The organism is Azorhizobium caulinodans ORS 571 (assembly GCF_000010525.1).
Taxonomy (GTDB): Bacteria; Pseudomonadota; Alphaproteobacteria; order Rhizobiales; family Xanthobacteraceae; genus Azorhizobium; species Azorhizobium caulinodans.
On the sequence record NC_009937.1, the window covers coordinates 1806273 to 1822061 of the forward strand.

15 protein-coding genes are annotated in these 15789 nt (G+C 67.0%); 12 read left to right on the forward strand and 3 right to left on the reverse strand.

The window, feature by feature from the left end; genetic code table 11:
- The gene (locus AZC_RS08200) at positions 1-738 is read left to right on the forward strand and encodes a glycosyltransferase (RefSeq protein ID WP_012170110.1); all 738 of its coding nucleotides are present in this window, start codon (positions 1-3) and stop codon (positions 736-738) included.
- A gap of 7 nt (positions 739-745) precedes the next feature.
- On the forward strand, positions 746-1081 hold the full coding sequence (locus AZC_RS08205; protein WP_012170111.1) for a lipid-A-disaccharide synthase N-terminal domain-containing protein: 336 nt from the start codon (positions 746-748) through the stop codon (positions 1079-1081).
- A gap of 48 nt (positions 1082-1129) precedes the next feature.
- Here the strand turns inward: AZC_RS08205 and metC are convergent, their stop codons facing one another.
- Positions 1130-2311, reverse strand: coding sequence for a cystathionine beta-lyase (gene metC, locus AZC_RS08210; protein WP_043879082.1), 1182 nt, complete (start codon positions 2309-2311; stop codon positions 1130-1132).
- Positions 2312-2503: 192 nt separating this feature from the next.
- On the opposite strand from metC, the gene AZC_RS08215 reads away from it, so the two are divergent.
- The 5 genes from AZC_RS08215 to AZC_RS08235 all read left to right on the forward strand — a co-directional run bounded on the left by AZC_RS08215 (position 2504) and on the right by AZC_RS08235 (position 7605).
- Entirely contained in the window at positions 2504-3514 is a 1011-nt protein-coding gene (locus AZC_RS08215; RefSeq protein ID WP_012170113.1) for an amino acid ABC transporter substrate-binding protein, read from the forward strand.
- 326 nt (positions 3515-3840) lie between these two features.
- Entirely contained in the window at positions 3841-5130 is a 1290-nt protein-coding gene (locus AZC_RS08220) for an amino acid ABC transporter permease (RefSeq protein ID WP_012170114.1), read from the forward strand.
- Positions 5131-5142: 12 nt separating this feature from the next.
- Entirely contained in the window at positions 5143-6543 is a 1401-nt protein-coding gene (locus AZC_RS08225; protein ID WP_012170115.1) for an amino acid ABC transporter permease, read from the forward strand.
- Between the two features lie 11 nt (positions 6544-6554).
- Positions 6555-7331: an amino acid ABC transporter ATP-binding protein gene (locus AZC_RS08230; protein ID WP_043879083.1), complete on the forward strand. Its 777-nt coding sequence runs from the start codon at positions 6555-6557 to the stop codon at positions 7329-7331.
- Between the two features lie 79 nt (positions 7332-7410).
- A complete protein-coding gene (locus AZC_RS08235) occupies positions 7411-7605 on the forward strand; it encodes a hypothetical protein (RefSeq protein ID WP_043879084.1) in 195 nt (64 codons plus the stop codon).
- Between the two features lie 13 nt (positions 7606-7618).
- On the opposite strand, the gene panC is transcribed toward AZC_RS08235, so the two are convergent.
- Positions 7619-8473, reverse strand: a complete 855-nt coding sequence (gene panC, locus AZC_RS08240; protein ID WP_043879085.1) for a pantoate--beta-alanine ligase — start codon at positions 8471-8473, stop codon at positions 7619-7621.
- 168 nt (positions 8474-8641) lie between these two features.
- Here panC and AZC_RS08245 point away from each other — a divergent pair, with 168 nt between their 5' ends.
- Together AZC_RS08245 and AZC_RS08250 are read left to right on the forward strand one after the other, a co-directional pair.
- A complete protein-coding gene (locus AZC_RS08245; protein WP_012170118.1) occupies positions 8642-9355 on the forward strand; it encodes a hypothetical protein in 714 nt (237 codons plus the stop codon).
- Between the two features lie 29 nt (positions 9356-9384).
- The gene (locus AZC_RS08250; protein WP_012170119.1) at positions 9385-10104 is read left to right on the forward strand and encodes a DnaJ domain-containing protein; all 720 of its coding nucleotides are present in this window, start codon (positions 9385-9387) and stop codon (positions 10102-10104) included.
- A 13-nt stretch (positions 10105-10117) separates the two neighbouring features.
- Here AZC_RS08250 and AZC_RS08255 read toward each other — a convergent pair whose 3' ends face one another.
- A complete protein-coding gene (locus AZC_RS08255) occupies positions 10118-11821 on the reverse strand; it encodes a serine hydrolase (protein WP_043879086.1) in 1704 nt (567 codons plus the stop codon).
- A 293-nt stretch (positions 11822-12114) separates the two neighbouring features.
- Here AZC_RS08255 and AZC_RS08260 point away from each other — a divergent pair, with 293 nt between their 5' ends.
- The 3 genes from AZC_RS08260 to clpA all read left to right on the forward strand — a co-directional run bounded on the left by AZC_RS08260 (position 12115) and on the right by clpA (position 15783).
- Entirely contained in the window at positions 12115-12444 is a 330-nt protein-coding gene (locus tag AZC_RS08260) for a phasin family protein (protein WP_012170121.1), read from the forward strand.
- 354 nt (positions 12445-12798) lie between these two features.
- Positions 12799-13164, forward strand: a complete 366-nt coding sequence (gene clpS / locus AZC_RS08265; protein WP_043879087.1) for an ATP-dependent Clp protease adapter ClpS — start codon at positions 12799-12801, stop codon at positions 13162-13164.
- 165 nt (positions 13165-13329) lie between these two features.
- Positions 13330-15783, forward strand: a complete 2454-nt coding sequence (gene clpA / locus AZC_RS08270) for an ATP-dependent Clp protease ATP-binding subunit ClpA (RefSeq protein ID WP_012170123.1) — start codon at positions 13330-13332, stop codon at positions 15781-15783.
- Positions 15784-15789 lie beyond the last annotated feature (6 nt).

Below are 15789 nucleotides of genomic sequence, written 5' to 3' on the forward strand. Positions count from 1 at the left end.
GTGACCTCCACCCTCGCCGGCGATGCCGGCACGCCGCGCCTGTCCGTCGTCATCGCCGTCAAGAACGAGGCGGGCAATGTCACGCCGCTGATCGAGGAGATCGACGCGGCGTTCAAGGAGCCGTTCGAGTTGATCTTCGTAAACGACGGCTCCACCGACACCACGCCGCAGGAGCTGGCAGCGGCCGCGCGCACGCGCCCCTACATGCGGGTCATCACCCACGCCAATTCCTGTGGAAAGTCGGCGGGCATGGATACCGGCGCGCGCCGCGCGCGGGGCGACATCCTCATCATGCTGGACGGCGACGGCCAGAACAATCCGACCTATCTGCCCCAGATGGTCCGGGTGCTGGACGAGGGCGGACCGCGCGTCGGCATGGTCCAGGGCGAGCGGCAGGGACGCAAGGATACGGCCTTCAAGCGCTTCCAGTCCCGCACCGCCAACCGCGTGCGCCGCGCCTTGCTGAACGACGACACCCGCGATACGGGATGCGGCCTGAAGGTGGTGCGCCGTCACATCTATGTCGCGCTGCCCATGTTCGACGGGCTCCACCGTTTCACGCCCGCGCTGGTGAAGCGCGAGGGATATGAGATCCGCACGCTGCCGGTGGTGGATCGGGCCCGGTGGCACGGTGTGTCCAACTACGGCTTCTGGAACCGTCTCTGGGTCGGCATCGCCGATCTTCTGGGTGTCTGGTGGCTGATCCGACGGCGGCGGGTGCCGCAGGTCGTGGAGTGAGAGCGAGATGCTGCTGGTCCAGCTGGTGCAGTCGGTCGGCGACTATCTGCACGACGTGTTCGTGACCCAATTCGACGGTTGGGTGGTCCTCGGTTTCGTGGCGCAGGTGATGTTCACCGGCCGCTTCGTGGTGCAGTGGATCGCCAGCGAGCGGGCCGGCCGCTCGGTGCTCCCCTTCGCCTTCTGGACCTTCTCCCTCGGTGGCGGGACGCTGCTGCTGATCTACGCCATCTACCGGCGCGACCCGGTCTTCATCGCCGGCCAGGCGCTCTCCACCTTCATCTACATCCGCAACCTGCAGTTCGCGATCCGCGAGCGGCGCGCCAACCGCGCGACCACCTGATACGGAGCGCGGCCGCCGCCCGGCCGGACCGGACGGCGGCGCAAGGCATCACGCGGCGGCGGCCATCTTCTCCAGCGCCTGCTCGAGATCAGCGATGATGTCCGCCGGCTCTTCGAGGCCGATGTGGAGCCGCACGGCCGGGCCTTCCGCCTGCCACCTGGTGGCGGTGCGGTAGCTGGAGCAGTCGAAGGGGATGGCGAGGCATTCGAAGCCGCCCCAGGAATAGCCCATGCCGAACAGCTTCAGGCTGTCGAAAAAAGTGGCCACCGCCGCCTCGGGCACCGGCTTCAGGATCAGGCTGAACAGGCCGCAGGCGCCGGTGAAATCCCGCTTCCAGACCGCATGGCCAGGGTGGCTCTCCAGCGCCGGATGCAGGACCCGCGAGACATAAGGCGAAGCTTCCAGCCAGCGCGCCACCTCAAGGCCCGATGCCTGATGCCGGGCGAGGCGGACGGCGAGCGTGCGCAGGCCGCGCAGGCCGAGCGCCGCATCGTCCGGACTGATGCAGATGCCCATGTCGCCATGGGTGGCGATGAGGCCCTTCCACGCATCGCCCTTGGCCGAGACGGTGCCGAGGTTGAGGTCCGCATGGCCGCCCAGATATTTGGTGCCGGCCTGGATCGAGAGGTCGATGCCGAAGGCGTGCGGCTTGAAGAAGAGCGGCGTCGCCCAGGTGTTGTCGATGAGGGTGGTGATGCCGCGGGCCTTCGCCACCGCCACGATGGCCGGGATGTCCTGCATCTCGAAGCTCTGGGAGCCGGGGGATTCCAGGAAGATGGCGCGGGTGTTCGGGCGGATGAGGTCGGCGATGCCGGCGCCCACGAGCGGATCGTAATGGGTGGTCTCCACCCCCATGCGCTTCAGCACGCGGGTACAGAACTGGCGGGTGGGATTGTAGGCCGTGTCCACCATCAGCAGATGGTCGCCGGCACCCACCACCGAGAGCAGGGCGACGGAGATGGCAGACAGGCCCGACGGCGTGAGCACGGTGCCGTCGCCGCCTTCGAGGGCCGTCACGGCATTCTGAAGCGCCTCGGAGGTCGGGTTGCCGCGCCGGCCGTAGCTGTAGCGGCCGGTATGGCCGACGAGATCCTTGTAGGTCGGCGAGAGCACGGTGGAGCCACGCACCACGGGCGGATTGACGAAGCCGTCAAAGCGGAAGGGGTCGAGCCCCAGATGGACCACACGGGTCTCGGGCGCGAGGGCGTCGTCATCGCCGGCATGACTCATGAAAAATTCTCCCATTTGCCTATAACGGCACCGTGCGCAATGTCGCGCCACCTATTGACCAAGACGGTGCGAGTGTTTGAGATGGGGTGAATAGACGCCGGGGAAACGGGCGTCTATTCCGTCCTGGCGGGGCGGGGACCGAGTTGGCCAACATAATCCCCATCAGGGGGGCCATCAGAGAAGGGACCATCCGTGAAACGCATCCTCATCGCCGTGGCAGGTGTTCTTGCCCTGACCGCGGGCGCAGCTAAAGCCGGCACCCTCGATGACGTGAAGGCCCGCGGCGCGCTCAACTGCGGCGTCAGCCAGGGCCTTCCGGGCTTCTCCAGCCCCGACGACAAGGGCAATTGGAAGGGCCTGGACGTTGATTTCTGCCGCGCCGTCGCGGCCGCCATCTTCAATGATCCCAACAAGGTCCGCTTCACGCCCCTCTCGGCGAAGGACCGCTTCACCGCGCTCCAGTCCGGCGCCATCGACCTGCTGTCGCGCAACACCACCTGGACCATGTCCCGCGATACCACGCTCGGCTTCAACTTTGCCGGCGTGATGTATTATGACGGCCAGGGCTTCATCGTCCGCAAGTCGCTGAACATCAAGTCGGCGAAGGAACTCAACGGCGCGTCCATCTGCGTGCAGGCCGGCACCACCACCGAGCTCAACCTCGGCGACTTCTTCCGTGCCAACAACATGAAGTATGAAGTCATCACCTTCTCGACCGAAGACGAGACCGTGAAGGCTTATGAATCCGGCCGCTGCGACAGCTTCACCTCCGACCAGTCGCAGATCTATGCCATCAAGCTCAAGCTCACGAATGCGGCGGACCATGTGGTTCTGCCGGAGCTGATCTCCAAGGAGCCGCTCGGCCCGCTCGTGCGCCACGGCGACGACCAGTGGTTCGATCTGGTGAAGTGGACCTATTACGCGCTGCTGAACTCCGAGGAGCTCGGCGTCTCGCAGAAGACCCTCGACCAGTCGATGACCTCCACCAATCCGGAGATCAAGCGCCTCCTCGGCACCGACGGCAAGTTCGGCGAGGGCATCGGCCTCACCAACGACTGGGTGGTCCGCATCATCAAGGCCGTGGGCAATTACGGCGAGATCTTCGACCGCAACGTCGGCACCGGCTCGCCGCTCGGCATCGACCGCGGCGAGAACAAGCTCTGGAACAAGGGCGGCCTCCAGTACGGCATGCCCATCCGCTGACGCGCACGCTGTGCCCGGCGACAGGCCGGGCACCGCCCTTATGCCAGAGCCGGCGTGACGGGGAGGGAGGGCCTCGTCCATCGCGGCGGCACTTCCAGCCGGACAGCCCGCCGGCACCGGCCATTCCGGCCGGCCGGGCGCGATCCGCGCAGCTTCTTCTTTGACATCACCGGATCCGTGCACCCGCACGGGAGGTCCAAAGGGCCATCAGAGCCCAGGACCCACGAGCCCGCCCCCGGGAGGCCTGCCTCCGCGGGAGAGGGTTTGCAATCCAAAGACGGTCACGTGCCGAAGGCGCGGTCCGATCCACTTATTCGAGGGGTAACATGACAGACGCTAGCCTGCGTGGGGGGGAGCCCACCCGTCGCTGGTCGTGGACCGATCCCAAGGTCCGATCCCTGGTTCTGCAGGTGCTGCTCGGCCTGTTCCTGATCTGGATGGCCTGGTCGATCATCGCCAATGCGCAAGCCAACCTTGCCCGCCAGGGCATCGCTTCCGGATTCGGCTTCCTCGACAATTCCGCCGGCTTCGGCATCACGCAGACGCTGATCCCCTATGGGGAAAGCGACAGCTACGGCCGCGCCTTCCTGGTGGGCCTGCTCAACACGCTGCTGGTGGCTGTCCTCGGAATCATCCTCTCCACGATCATCGGCTTCCTGATGGGCGTGGCGCGTCTGTCCAACAACGTCGTCATCAAGGGGCTCTCCACCGCTTATGTGGAGATCACCCGCAACCTGCCCCCGCTGTTCCAGATCATGTTCTGGTACATCGCCGTGCTCGCTGCCCTGCCGGGGCCGCGCCAGAGCATCGGCTTCGGCCTCCAGCCGCTGCTGAACGTGCTCGGTGACGGCCTGAACGCGGTGGGCCTTGCCTCCGTGGGGACCAGCCTCAAGGCGCTCGCCGGCGGCGTGAGCGCGCCCGGCGTGTTCCTCAACAACCGCGGCCTCGTCATCCCGCGCGCCATCTTCGGCGAGGGGGCGCAGTTCGTGTTCTGGGCCTTCGTGGTCGCGCTCGTGCTGGTGTTCGTGCTCGGCCGCTGGGCCAAGCGCCGTCGCGAGGCGACGGGGCAGCAGTTCCCGGTCTTCTGGACCTCGCTTGCGCTTCTCATCGGCCTGCCGTTCCTCACCGGCGCGGCGCTGGGCTTTCCGGTGACGTTCGAGAAGCCCGAGCTGCGCGGCTTCAACTTCGCCGGCGGCGTTCGCGTCATTCCCGAACTCGTCTCGCTGCTCCTGGCCCTGTCCATCTACACCGCCGGCTTCATCGCCGAGACGGTGCGCAGCGGCATCCTCGCGGTGTCGAAGGGGCAGACAGAAGCGGCCCACTCGCTGGGCCTCAAGGGCGGGCTGACCATGCGCCTCGTGGTCATTCCGCAGGCCATGCGCGTCATCATCCCCCAGCTGACCAGCCAGTATCTGAACCTGACCAAGAACTCGACGCTGGGCGTCGCGGTGGGCTACCCGGACCTCTTCTCCGTGTTCGCCGGCACCACGCTGAACCAGACCGGCCAGGCCATCGAAATCATTGCCATCACCATGGCCGTCTATCTGACGATCTCGGTGGTCACGACGCTGATCATGGACTGGTACAACCGGCGCGTTGCGCTGATTGAACGCTGAGGAGCCACGGTCATGGATGCCAATGCTCCCGCTTCCGCGCCGGTTTCCGGCTTCGTCGCCCCGGCCATGAAGGCCCCCGAGCCGCCGCCGGTTTCCGCCCGCGGCCCGGTCGCCTGGGTGCGCGCGCACCTGCTCGGCTCGCCGCTCCAGATCCTGCTCACGCTCTTCGGCCTGTGGGTGGTGTGGCTGGCGGTGCCCCCGCTCATCCGCTTCTTCCTCATCGACGCGGTCTATACGGGCGACAACCGCAACGCCTGCCTGCCCGATGTGGTGGGCCGGCCGGTGGGGGCCTGCTGGCCCTTCATCGCCGCCAAGTGGAACCAGATCGTCTATGGCTTCTATCCGGAAGCCGAGCGCTGGCGGGTGAACGTCGTCTATGCGCTGGCGGTCATCCTGCTGGTGCCGCTGCTGCTGCAGAAGGTGCCCTACAAGCGGCTGAACGCGCTGCTGTTCTTCGGCGTCTTCCCGGTGGTGGCCTTCGTGTTGCTCACCGGCGGCCACCTGTCGCTGAACAGCTTCATCCTGAGCTGGATCGGCCTCGGCGGCGTGTTCACCGCCATCGGCAAGGCCGTCGGCCTGCCCAGCGGTTTCTGGCCCGACTATGTGGTCTCGGCGCTGCTGGTTTCGGCCATCGTCGGTGCGGTCGCGCCGCTGCTTGCGGGCTCGCGCCGCTCCGCCTTCCGGGCCACGCTCGTGGTCTTCGCGGTGCTCGGCGTGGTGCTGGCGGCGGTCAACATCAACTTCGGCCTCGAATGGGTGGAGACCCGCCAGTGGGGCGGCATGATGGTGACCCTGGTGATCGCGGTCACCGGCATCATCGCTTCCCTGCCGCTCGGCATCCTGCTTGCCTTGGGCCGGCGCTCGAAGATGCCGCTGATGCACATCGCGTCCACGCTCTTCATCGAGTTCTGGCGCGGCGTGCCGCTGGTGACGGTGCTGTTCTTCGCCACCTACATGCTGCCGCTGTTCCTGCCCGGCCGCTTCACCATCGACGGGCTGCTGCGCGCGCTGGTGGGCGTCGCGCTCTTTGCGTCCGCCTATATGGCGGAGGTGGTGCGCGGCGGCCTTCAGGCGATCCCCAAGGGCCAGTATGAGGGCGCCATGGCGCTCGGCCTGCCGGGCACGCTGATGATGCGCCTCGTGGTGCTGCCGCAGGCGCTGAAGCTGGTCATCCCCGGCATCGTCAACACCTTCATCGCGCTGTTCAAGGACACGACGCTGGTGCTGATCGTCTCGATCTTCGACCTGCTCGGCGTGCTGCGCGCGGCCTTCACCGATCCGTCCTGGGCGACGCCCACGACCCTCTACACGGGCTTCGGCTTTGCCGGCCTGTTCTACTTCATCTTCTGCTTCGGCATGTCCCGTTACTCGCTGGCGCTGGAGAAGCGCCTCGACCGCAACCATCGTCATTGAGGCCAGACCCCATGAGCGCTGATCCCATCATCGCCGCCACCGAGGCCAAGGCACCCGCCATCGCCATCGAACTCGTCAATGTCAGCAAGTGGTATGGCCAGTTCCACGTGCTGCGGGACATCAACCTCACCGTGAAGCGCGGCGAGCGCATCGTGATCTGCGGGCCCTCGGGCTCCGGCAAGTCCACGATGATCCGCTGCATCAACCGCCTGGAGGAGCACCAGCGCGGTCAGATCATCGTCGACGGCATCGAGCTCACCAACGACCTCAAGCGCATCGACGAGGTGCGCCGCGAGGTGGGCATGGTGTTCCAGCACTTCAACCTGTTCCCGCACCTCACCATTCTTGAGAACTGCATCCTCGCCCCGACCTGGGTGCGCAAGATGCCGCGCAAGGAGGCGGAGGACCTCGCCATGCACTTCCTGGCGAAGGTCAAGATCCCGGAGCAGGCGAACAAGTATCCGGGCCAGCTCTCGGGCGGCCAGCAGCAGCGCGTGGCGATCGCCCGAGCGCTGTGCATGAAGCCGCGCATCATGCTGTTCGACGAGCCCACCTCCGCTCTCGACCCCGAGATGGTGAAGGAAGTGCTGGAGACCATGGTGAGCCTCGCCGAGGACGGCATGACCATGCTGTGCGTGACCCACGAAATGGGCTTCGCGCGTCAGGTGGCCGACCGGGTGATCTTCATGGACGCGGGCCAGATCATCGAGATGAACGAGCCGGACGCCTTCTTCTCGAACCCGCAGCACGAGCGCACCCGGCTCTTCCTCTCGCAGATCCTGCACTGAGACGGCATCCCGCGCCGGGCGCCGGGATCAAACCGCGCGCCCGCGCGTTTGCATGGCAGAACCCAAGGAGGAGGCTGCCATGCAGGAGCCGACGGAACGGCGCGAGGAGCGCGAATTCTACGCGGGCGAAGGCACGGGCATTGCCGGCGAGCCGGTGAAGCCGCAGGCACAGGCCAAGCAGGGCATCGGCTCGGGCCGCGTGCTCACGGTGCTCGCCTGCGGCATCGCCCTTGTGGTGATCGGGTTCGCCGTTTCTTATCTCGGCGCAGTCTGAGCGAGTCCGACGCTCAGACGCCGATATTGTCTATGAGGCGGGTGGTGCCGAGCCACGCCGCTGCCAGCAGTCGCACGGGCTCGTCCGGGGACGCGAGCGGCGCCAGCGTCTCGGCGTTGCGGGCGGCGACGTAATCCACCTTGAGCCCGGCTCGGGCGATGGTCGCCTCGGCCTCGGCTGCGGCAGCATCCGGCACCGCGCCTGCTTTGATGGCGATGGCAGCCGTGGTGAGCGCGCGGTGGATGACCGGCGCGACGGTCCGTTCCTCGGGCGTCAGATAGCGGTTGCGGGAGGAGAGGGCGAGGCCGTCGCTTTCGCGCACGGTCGGACCCGGCACGATACGCACCGGCAGGTCGAGATCCCGCGCCATCTGCGTCACGACGCGCAGCTGCTGATAATCCTTCTCACCGAACACGGCGACGTCAGCGGCTGTCTGGAGCAGCAGCTTCGCCACCACGATGGCGACGCCCGAGAAGAAGTGCGGGCGGAAGTCGCTCTCCAGCCCCTGCGCGGGGCCGGCGATGCTGATGCCCGTGGAAAAGCCCGCCGGATACATGTCTTCGCGCCCCGGCGCATAGACGAGGTCGCAGCCGGCCTGGGCGAGCTTGTCCACATCCGCATCAAAGGTGCGCGGATAGCGGGAGAAATCCTCATTGGGGGCGAACTGGGTCGGATTGACAAAGATGGACACCACCACCCGGTCAGCCAGGGTCTGCGCCTGTTTCACCAGCGCAATATGGCCCTCGTGCAGGGCGCCCATGGTGGGCACGAAGCCGAGCGTCTCGCCCGCGCGGCGATAGTCCGCCACTGCGCTGCGCAGCTCCGCCACCGTACCGACGATCTTCGGCGCCTTGCCCGCCTCGGCCATCCTCTGTCTCCCCACAATCTTGTCTTGCCCCGCGCTGAGGCGGGGCGCGCGACCCTAACGGCCCCGAGCTCTGGAGGAAAGCCACAGGGCCGCATCGTCTGGGCCTTGGTGATCGCGGGGGCACCGCCTATTTTGCGGCCATGACCATCGTGCCGCCGCGTCCCCGCAATGCCTGACGATCCTGCCCTTCCGGCCGGCGCACCGTCGGCGCCTGGAGAGATCGAGGCGTTCCTGCGCAAGGCCGGGGAGATCGCGCCGCCGCGTCCGCAGGCCGGGCAGGGAAGGCTCGCCTTCGCGCTCGACGCCACCGCCTCCCGCCAGCCCACCTGGGATCTCGCCTGCGGCCTCCAGGCGGAGATGTTCTCGGTTGCGGCCGCGCTCGGCGGGCTGGAGGTGCAACTCGTCTATTATCGCGGCGCCAGCGAGTGCCGGGCCTCCGGATACGTGAGCGACGAGGCGCGGCTCGCCACGCTCATGGGTCGCATCTCCTGTGCCGGCGGACGCACGCAGATCGGCCGCGTGCTGCGGCATCTGGAAACCGAAGCCGGACGCTCGGGCCTGCGCGCCGCCGTTTTCGTGGGCGACGCGCTCGAGGAGCCGGCGGCCGGATTGCTGGAAGCGGCCGGGCGGCTCGGCGTGATGGGACTGCGCCTGTTCGTGTTTCAGGAGGGGTGGGATGCTTCCGTGGAGCGGGTCTTCCGCGAAATGGCAGGCCTCACGGGCGGGGCGTGGTGCCGCTTCGATGCATCCGCGCCCGGTGAGCTCGCGACCCTGCTCAAGGCCGTCGCCGCTTATGCGGCTGGTGGTCAGGCGGCCCTGCTGGCCTCGCCCGAGGCCGGTGCCCGTCGTCTTCTCGCCGCCATGCCGCGTCAGCGCGGATGAGCGGCATCGCCTTTTCTCAGGAGCCCTGAATGGCAAGCGTTCTGGCGGGTCTCGCGCTGCTCGGCGTCGGACTTTACGTGCTGAAACTCTGGACGGGCATGGATGCCAAGACGCTCTCGCGCTTCGTTATGCGCACGGGGGCCTGGCTCGCGCTTACAGGCGCGGTGGGAGCGCTGGTGACGGGCCGGATCGGGGCGGCCATTCCGCTGGCGGTGGTGGGGCTGGCACTGCTCGGCCGCGTCAGCCCCAACGGGGACTGGAAATCGGCGCTCGGCGGACTGTTCGGCGGCGGGGCGGCCCGTGTGTCACGGGTGCGTTCGGCCATGCTGGAAATGGCGCTCGATCACCGCAGCGGTACCCTCACGGGGCGCATCATTGCGGGACCCTTGGCCGGCACCGAACTCGATTCGCTCGACCTGCCGGCCCTGCTCTCGCTGCGGACGACGCTCGATCCTCAGTCGCTCGGCCTAATCGAAGCTTATCTCGACCGCCGGGCGCCCGCCTGGCGTGAACACGTTCAGGGTGATGCGGGTCGGGGGAATATGGGCGGTGGCCGACCGGTCGACACCGCGATGTCGGAAGAGGAGGCCTATCAGGTTCTTGGTCTTGAGCCCGGAGCCGACGAGGCGGCGGTTCGGGCGGCCCACCGGACCCTGATGAAGAAACTCCATCCCGACCAGGGGGGCTCGGACTATCTGGCTTCGCGGGTCAACCAGGCCAAGGACGTGATCCTGCGCCGACATCGCTGAGGACTCCCTCACATCAGTTCCGAAGAGTCATGCAGTCGAATTTGTTGCGCTCGAGTAAACGGCAGGCCTCTTTCGCATCCTTTTCCGTGAGACCGGCAAAGCGGGCGCGGTAAATGTCGCTGCGGCCCTTCTCCACCTTCTCCGTGTAGGGATCGGCGCTCTTGAGCAGCTTGCCGGCCTTGCCGCGGGCGGCGTCGAGCTGGGAGCGGGCTTCCTTCTCGCCGCCGAAGGCGCCGATCTGGATGATCCAGCCCGAGCGGGGCGGCGCGCTGCGCGGCGTCGCGACAGGTCCCGTGGAGGCGACGCGGACAGGCTTGGGAGCGGGCGTGGTGGCGCTCGCCACCGTAGCGGCCGGAAGGGCGACGGGAGCGGCCGAGGCGGTGCGCACACCATGGGCGACCGGCGAGGTCTCACGCTCGGGGGGAGGGCCCATCAGCAGGTCGCCGGGAGGAGATTCCATGTCGGACTGGGCGGCGGCGGCGGACTGGGCGGGCAGATAGCCCAGCGTTCCGGAGGGCTGGCCGCTGAAGGTGGGCGCCGGCATCTGGTTGCTGCCGGGACGGGCGATGGTCGTGGTCCGCACAGCCACCGGCTTGATGGGCTCGGCGGATCCCGGCGTCGGGGCGCGCACCGGCGCGACACTGGCGGTGGTCACCGGATCGGCGGCGGCATAGGCGACGCGCTGCGGCGGCGGCAGCGGGGCCACGGCCTGCGCGGGCTCGCTCTGGCGGGCCGCGACCGGAATGGGCATGGGGCGCGGCGCCGGCTCGTCGTCGCGCTGGGCGGTCTCGATGACCTTCGGCGCAACGCGGCCTCCCGCATAGGCGCGCGGCAGGTTGGAGGTGAGGATGCTGGCCATGCGCTGGTCGCGCGAGCTGGCGCTGGAGCCGCCGAGCACCACGCCCACGAGGAAGCGGTCGTCGCGGTGCAGCGAGGTCACCAGATTGAAGCCGGACGCGTTGGTGTAGCCGGTCTTGATGCCGTCCACGCCTTCCATGCGGAGCATCAGGCGGTTGTGGTTGCCGATGGTCTCGCCGCGATACACGAAGGCGCGGGTGGAGAAGTAGCGATACTCCCGCGGGAAGCGGTCCTGGATCGCCCGGCCGAGGACGGAGAGGTCGCGCGCGGTGGTGACCTGGCCGGGGTTGGGCAGGCCGGAGGCATTGCGGAAGGTGGTGTTGCTCATGCCGAGCGCGCGCGCCTTGCGCGTCATCATCTCGGCGAAGTTGGATTCCGTGCCGCCGATGGCTTCGCCGATGACCACGGCCGCGTCATTGGCCGAGCGGGTGACGACCGCCTTGATGGCGTCCTCCACCTCGATGGTGGAGCCCGGACGCAGGTTGAGCTTGGTGGGCGACTGGGACGCCGCATGGGCGGAGACGGGCAGGTCGCTGTCGAGCTTGAGCCGGCCGGCCTGAAGCTGCTCGAACAGCATGTAGAGGGTCATGATCTTGGTGAGGGAGGCAGGATGCCGCAGGGAGTCGGCATTCTCCTCGTAAAGCACCTTGCCCGTGTTGCCATCCACCACGATGGCCGCCGTGCCGCGCTTCCAGCCGGCATATTCATCGCCGCCCGAGGAGCGGGAGGACGAGGACTGCGCGGCGCTCCGCGACTTCTTCGGCTTCGCCTCGGCTGCTGTTGCCGTCACCGCAAGGGCCGCCACGAGGGCGGCCGCAAGCCACTTTCGGGTGAGAGAGGGGCCGAGCGCAAGGGTCATGAAACTGTTCCATCTGCCCGGCCGGGGCGGAGGACCCGGCTGGTGGTGCATTGCGGTAAAGCTCAAGCTGGATGTGTCGCGGGAGCCAGCGAGCCCGTACCGCAGGAATGAACTCTGGATGCAGCCTAAGAACGTGCGGTTACCAAGGCGTAAACCCGACATTGCATGCCATATTGTGCAGTGCACAAAAATGCTTGACGGTTATGGTGCGTTGCACGATATTTGGGCTGCGGGAGGTAGCGCCGACGACACCCGCTCATGCGTCAGTCGGCAAAAATGGATGGAGACACCCGATGGTTCAGGGACCCGTGGATTTCCAGAAGTTCGGCAAGGAAAACCTGGATCTGGCGATGACCAGCTTCGGCGCCGTGTCGAAGAGCGCGCAGGCGATCGCCGTCGAGCTCGCGGACTACACCAAGACCTCGTTCGAGACGAGCACTGCCACTCTCGAGAAGCTGCTGGGCGCCAAGACGCTCGAGCAGGCGGTCGAGATCCAGCAGGGCTTTCTGAAGTCCTCCTACGAGGCGCTGGTCGCCGAGACCTCCAAGCTCGGTGAGCTCTATGCGGACCTCGCCAAGGAAGCCTACAAGCCCTACGAAGCGGCCTTCTCCAAGGCTGTCTGATCCGAACGACATGAGGTTCCGCGACGCGGCGTCCGCTCATCTGTGAGAGCGGCGCGGATGCGGAACCCCTATTGCCCCGGGCGCGCCGTCGCACGGTCCTGCCGGAGCCGCAGGGCTGTTACCCGACTGGCCCGGTTGCCGCCCTCGTCGCGCGCCTTTCGGCGTCAAGCTGTGCGCGGGCTTGCATGACTGCCGCCTGAGGGCGTGCCGGCGCACAATTCCATCCTTGCCTGCTCTGGCGCTTCGGGGCTCTGCTTCCTATTATTCTGTCTGCGCTGAAGGTGGCCGCACGGGCCGTGCCTGCCGGACAGGGCGCAGAAGCCGATGATGACAGGGCAAGAGATGGTTTCAGACATGTCGGGCGTCCGGGCGCCGCAGCCGCGGGCTGCCGGGGATGACGACAAGCAGCGCCGGGGTCCGGGCGGACCCGGGACAGCCGTTATCACGCGCACCAAGCCGCAGGTGAAACGGCCCAATCTCTATCGCGTTCTGCTGCTGAACGACGACTACACCCCCATGGATTTCGTGGTGCACGTGCTCGAGCGCTTCTTTTCCAAGAGCCGCGAGGAAGCCAACACCATCATGCTGCACGTCCACCACCATGGTGTGGGCGAGTGCGGCGTCTACACCTACGAAGTGGCCGAGACCAAGGTCACGCAGGTCATGGATTTTGCCCGCAAGCATCAGCATCCGCTGCAGTGCGTGATGGAAAAAAAGTGAGCGCGCATCCCTGATTATCTCCATTGCGGTGCATCACGAGGCCGCGCGTGGATGTATTGGGGGGTTGCGCAGCGGGGAGGTCGGTACGAAGTTTTACGGAGCGCGTGCATGTTCGAGTTGGCGGACTGTCCGTCTTCTCGATCAGGGCACGAGATAGAGGTGTCGATGCCTACATTTTCCCGCAGCCTCGAACAGTCGCTCCATCGCGCTCTGGCTCTCGCGAACGAACGCCACCACGAATATGCGACTCTCGAGCACCTGCTGCTCTCGCTGGTGGATGATCAGGACGCGGCTGCGGTCATGCGGGCCTGCAACGTCGATCTCGACAAGCTCCGCCGCAACCTCGTCGAGTATGTGGACACGGAACTCGAAAACCTGGTGCAGGCCGGAGGCGACGATTCCAAGCCGACCGCCGGCTTCCAGCGCGTGATCCAGCGCGCGGTGATCCACGTCCAGTCCTCCGGCCGCGAGGAAGTGACCGGCGCCAACGTGCTGGTCGCCATCTTCGCCGAGCGCGAGAGCCATGCCGCCTATTTCCTGCAGGAGCAGGACATGACGCGGTACGACGCGGTGAACTACATCTCCCACGGCATCGCCAAGCGGGCCGGCATGTCCGAGAGCCGCCCCGTGCGGGGCGCCGAGGACGAGACCGAGACCAAGTCCGGCGAGGAGCCGAAGAAGAAGGCGGATGCGCTCGACGCCTATTGCGTGAACCTCAACAAGAAGGCGCACGAGGGCAAGATCGATCCACTCATCGGCCGCGACAAGGAAATCCAGCGCACCATCCAGGTGCTCTGCCGCCGGCAGAAGAACAACCCGTTGTTCGTGGGTGATCCGGGCGTCGGCAAGACCGCCATCGCCGAAGGCCTTGCGCGCCGCATCATCAATGGCGACGTGCCGGAGGTGCTCGCCACCGCCACCATCTTCGCCCTCGACATGGGCGCGCTGCTCGCCGGCACCCGCTATCGCGGCGACTTCGAGGAGCGTCTCAAGCAGGTGGTGAAGGAGATCGAGGCCTACCCGAACGCCATCATGTTCATCGACGAGATCCACACGGTGATCGGCGCCGGTGCGACCTCGGGCGGCGCCATGGATGCCTCGAACCTGCTGAAGCCGGCGCTGGCCTCGGGCACGCTGCGCTGCATGGGCTCGACCACCTACAAGGAATACCGCCAGTATTTCGAGAAGGACCGGGCGCTGGTGCGCCGCTTCCAGAAGATCGACGTGGCCGAGCCGACCGTGCCGGACACCATCGAGATCCTGAAGGGCCTCAAGCCTTACTTCGAGGACTATCACAAGCTGCGCTACACCAACGAGGCCATCAAGGCCGCGGTGGAACTCTCGGCCCGCTATATCCATGACCGCAAGCTCCCCGACAAGGCGATCGACGTGATCGACGAGAGCGGCGCGGCGCAGATGCTGGTGCCCGAGGCGCGGCGCAAGAAGACCATCGGCCTCAAGGAGATCGAGGCGACCGTCGCAACCATGGCGCGCATCCCGCCCAAGTCCGTCTCCAAGGACGACACGGAGATGCTGTCCAACCTCGAAACCACGCTGAAGCGCGTGGTGTACGGGCAGGACAAGGCCATCGAGGCGCTCGCCTCCTCCATCAAGCTCGCCCGGGCGGGCCTGCGGGAACCGGAGAAGCCCATCGGCTCCTACCTGTTCTCCGGCCCCACCGGCGTCGGCAAGACGGAAGTGGCCAAGCAGCTGGCCTCGACCCTCGGCGTGAACCTCCTGCGCTTCGACATGTCGGAGTATATGGAGCGCCATACCGTGAGCCGCCTCATCGGCGCGCCTCCCGGCTATGTGGGCTTCGATCAGGGCGGCCTGCTCACCGATGGCGTGGACCAGACCCCGCATTGCGTGCTGCTGCTGGACGAGATCGAGAAGGCCCATCCGGACCTCTTCAACATCCTCCTGCAGGTGATGGACCACGGGAAGCTCACCGACCATAACGGCAAGCAGGTGGACTTCCGCAACGTGATCCTAATCATGACCACGAATGCGGGTGCGGCGGACCTCTCCCGTGCAGCCTACGGCTTCACCCGCAACAAGCGGGAGGGCGACGACGTGGAGGCGATCAACCGCACCTTCGCGCCGGAATTCCGCAACCGTCTCGATGCGGTGATCCCCTTCGCCCACCTCTCGCCCGAGATCATTGGTCTGGTGGTGGAGAAGTTCGTCCTTCAGCTGGAGGCCCAGCTCGCCGACCGGAACGTCACCATCGGCCTGTCCGACGAGGCGACCCGCTGGCTGGTGGATCGCGGCTATGACGAGCAGATGGGCGCCCGTCCCATGGGCCGCGTCATCCAGGAGTTCATCAAGACGCCGCTGGCGGACGAGGTGCTCTTCGGCCGGCTCAAGAATGGTGGCCACGTCCGCGTGGTCGTGGTGGGCGAGGGCACGGCGGCGAAGCTCGGCTTCGAGTTCCCCGACGGCCCGATCACCCCGAAGCCGGACAAGATCCAGCCGGCCGCTCCCAAGCGGGCGCCCCGCAAGCGCGCCGCGCCCCGCACCTCCAAGGACGGCGGCAAGGGCGGGCCGAAGGGCGGTGGCTCCGGCGGCAGCCCGCGCCGGGGCAGCCCGGTGCCGAAGGTGCCGCTGGTCAAGGCCTGAACGGTC

Bases quoted from the DNA above. Each gene is read 5' to 3' on its own strand.
- AZC_RS08235 (WP_043879084.1), top strand. From the start codon at position 7,411: ATGCAGGAGCCGACGGAACGGCGCGAGGAGCGCGAATTCTACGCGGGC.
- AZC_RS08255 (WP_043879086.1), bottom strand. From the start codon at position 11,821: ATGACCCTTGCGCTCGGCCCCTCTCTCACCCGAAAGTGGCTTGCGGCC.
- clpA (WP_012170123.1), top strand. From the start codon at position 13,330: ATGCCTACATTTTCCCGCAGCCTCGAACAGTCGCTCCATCGCGCTCTG.
- AZC_RS08230 (WP_043879083.1), top strand. From the start codon at position 6,555: ATGAGCGCTGATCCCATCATCGCCGCCACCGAGGCCAAGGCACCCGCC.
- AZC_RS08245 (WP_012170118.1), top strand. From the start codon at position 8,642: ATGCCTGACGATCCTGCCCTTCCGGCCGGCGCACCGTCGGCGCCTGGA.
- AZC_RS08250 (WP_012170119.1), top strand. From the start codon at position 9,385: ATGGCAAGCGTTCTGGCGGGTCTCGCGCTGCTCGGCGTCGGACTTTAC.
- AZC_RS08260 (WP_012170121.1), top strand. From the start codon at position 12,115: ATGGTTCAGGGACCCGTGGATTTCCAGAAGTTCGGCAAGGAAAACCTG.
- AZC_RS08205 (WP_012170111.1), top strand. From the start codon at position 746: ATGCTGCTGGTCCAGCTGGTGCAGTCGGTCGGCGACTATCTGCACGAC.
- AZC_RS08220 (WP_012170114.1), top strand. From the start codon at position 3,841: ATGACAGACGCTAGCCTGCGTGGGGGGGAGCCCACCCGTCGCTGGTCG.
- metC (WP_043879082.1), bottom strand. From the start codon at position 2,311: ATGAGTCATGCCGGCGATGACGACGCCCTCGCGCCCGAGACCCGTGTG.
- panC (WP_043879085.1), bottom strand. From the start codon at position 8,473: ATGGCCGAGGCGGGCAAGGCGCCGAAGATCGTCGGTACGGTGGCGGAG.
- AZC_RS08225 (WP_012170115.1), top strand. From the start codon at position 5,143: ATGGATGCCAATGCTCCCGCTTCCGCGCCGGTTTCCGGCTTCGTCGCC.
- clpS (WP_043879087.1), top strand. From the start codon at position 12,799: ATGTCGGGCGTCCGGGCGCCGCAGCCGCGGGCTGCCGGGGATGACGAC.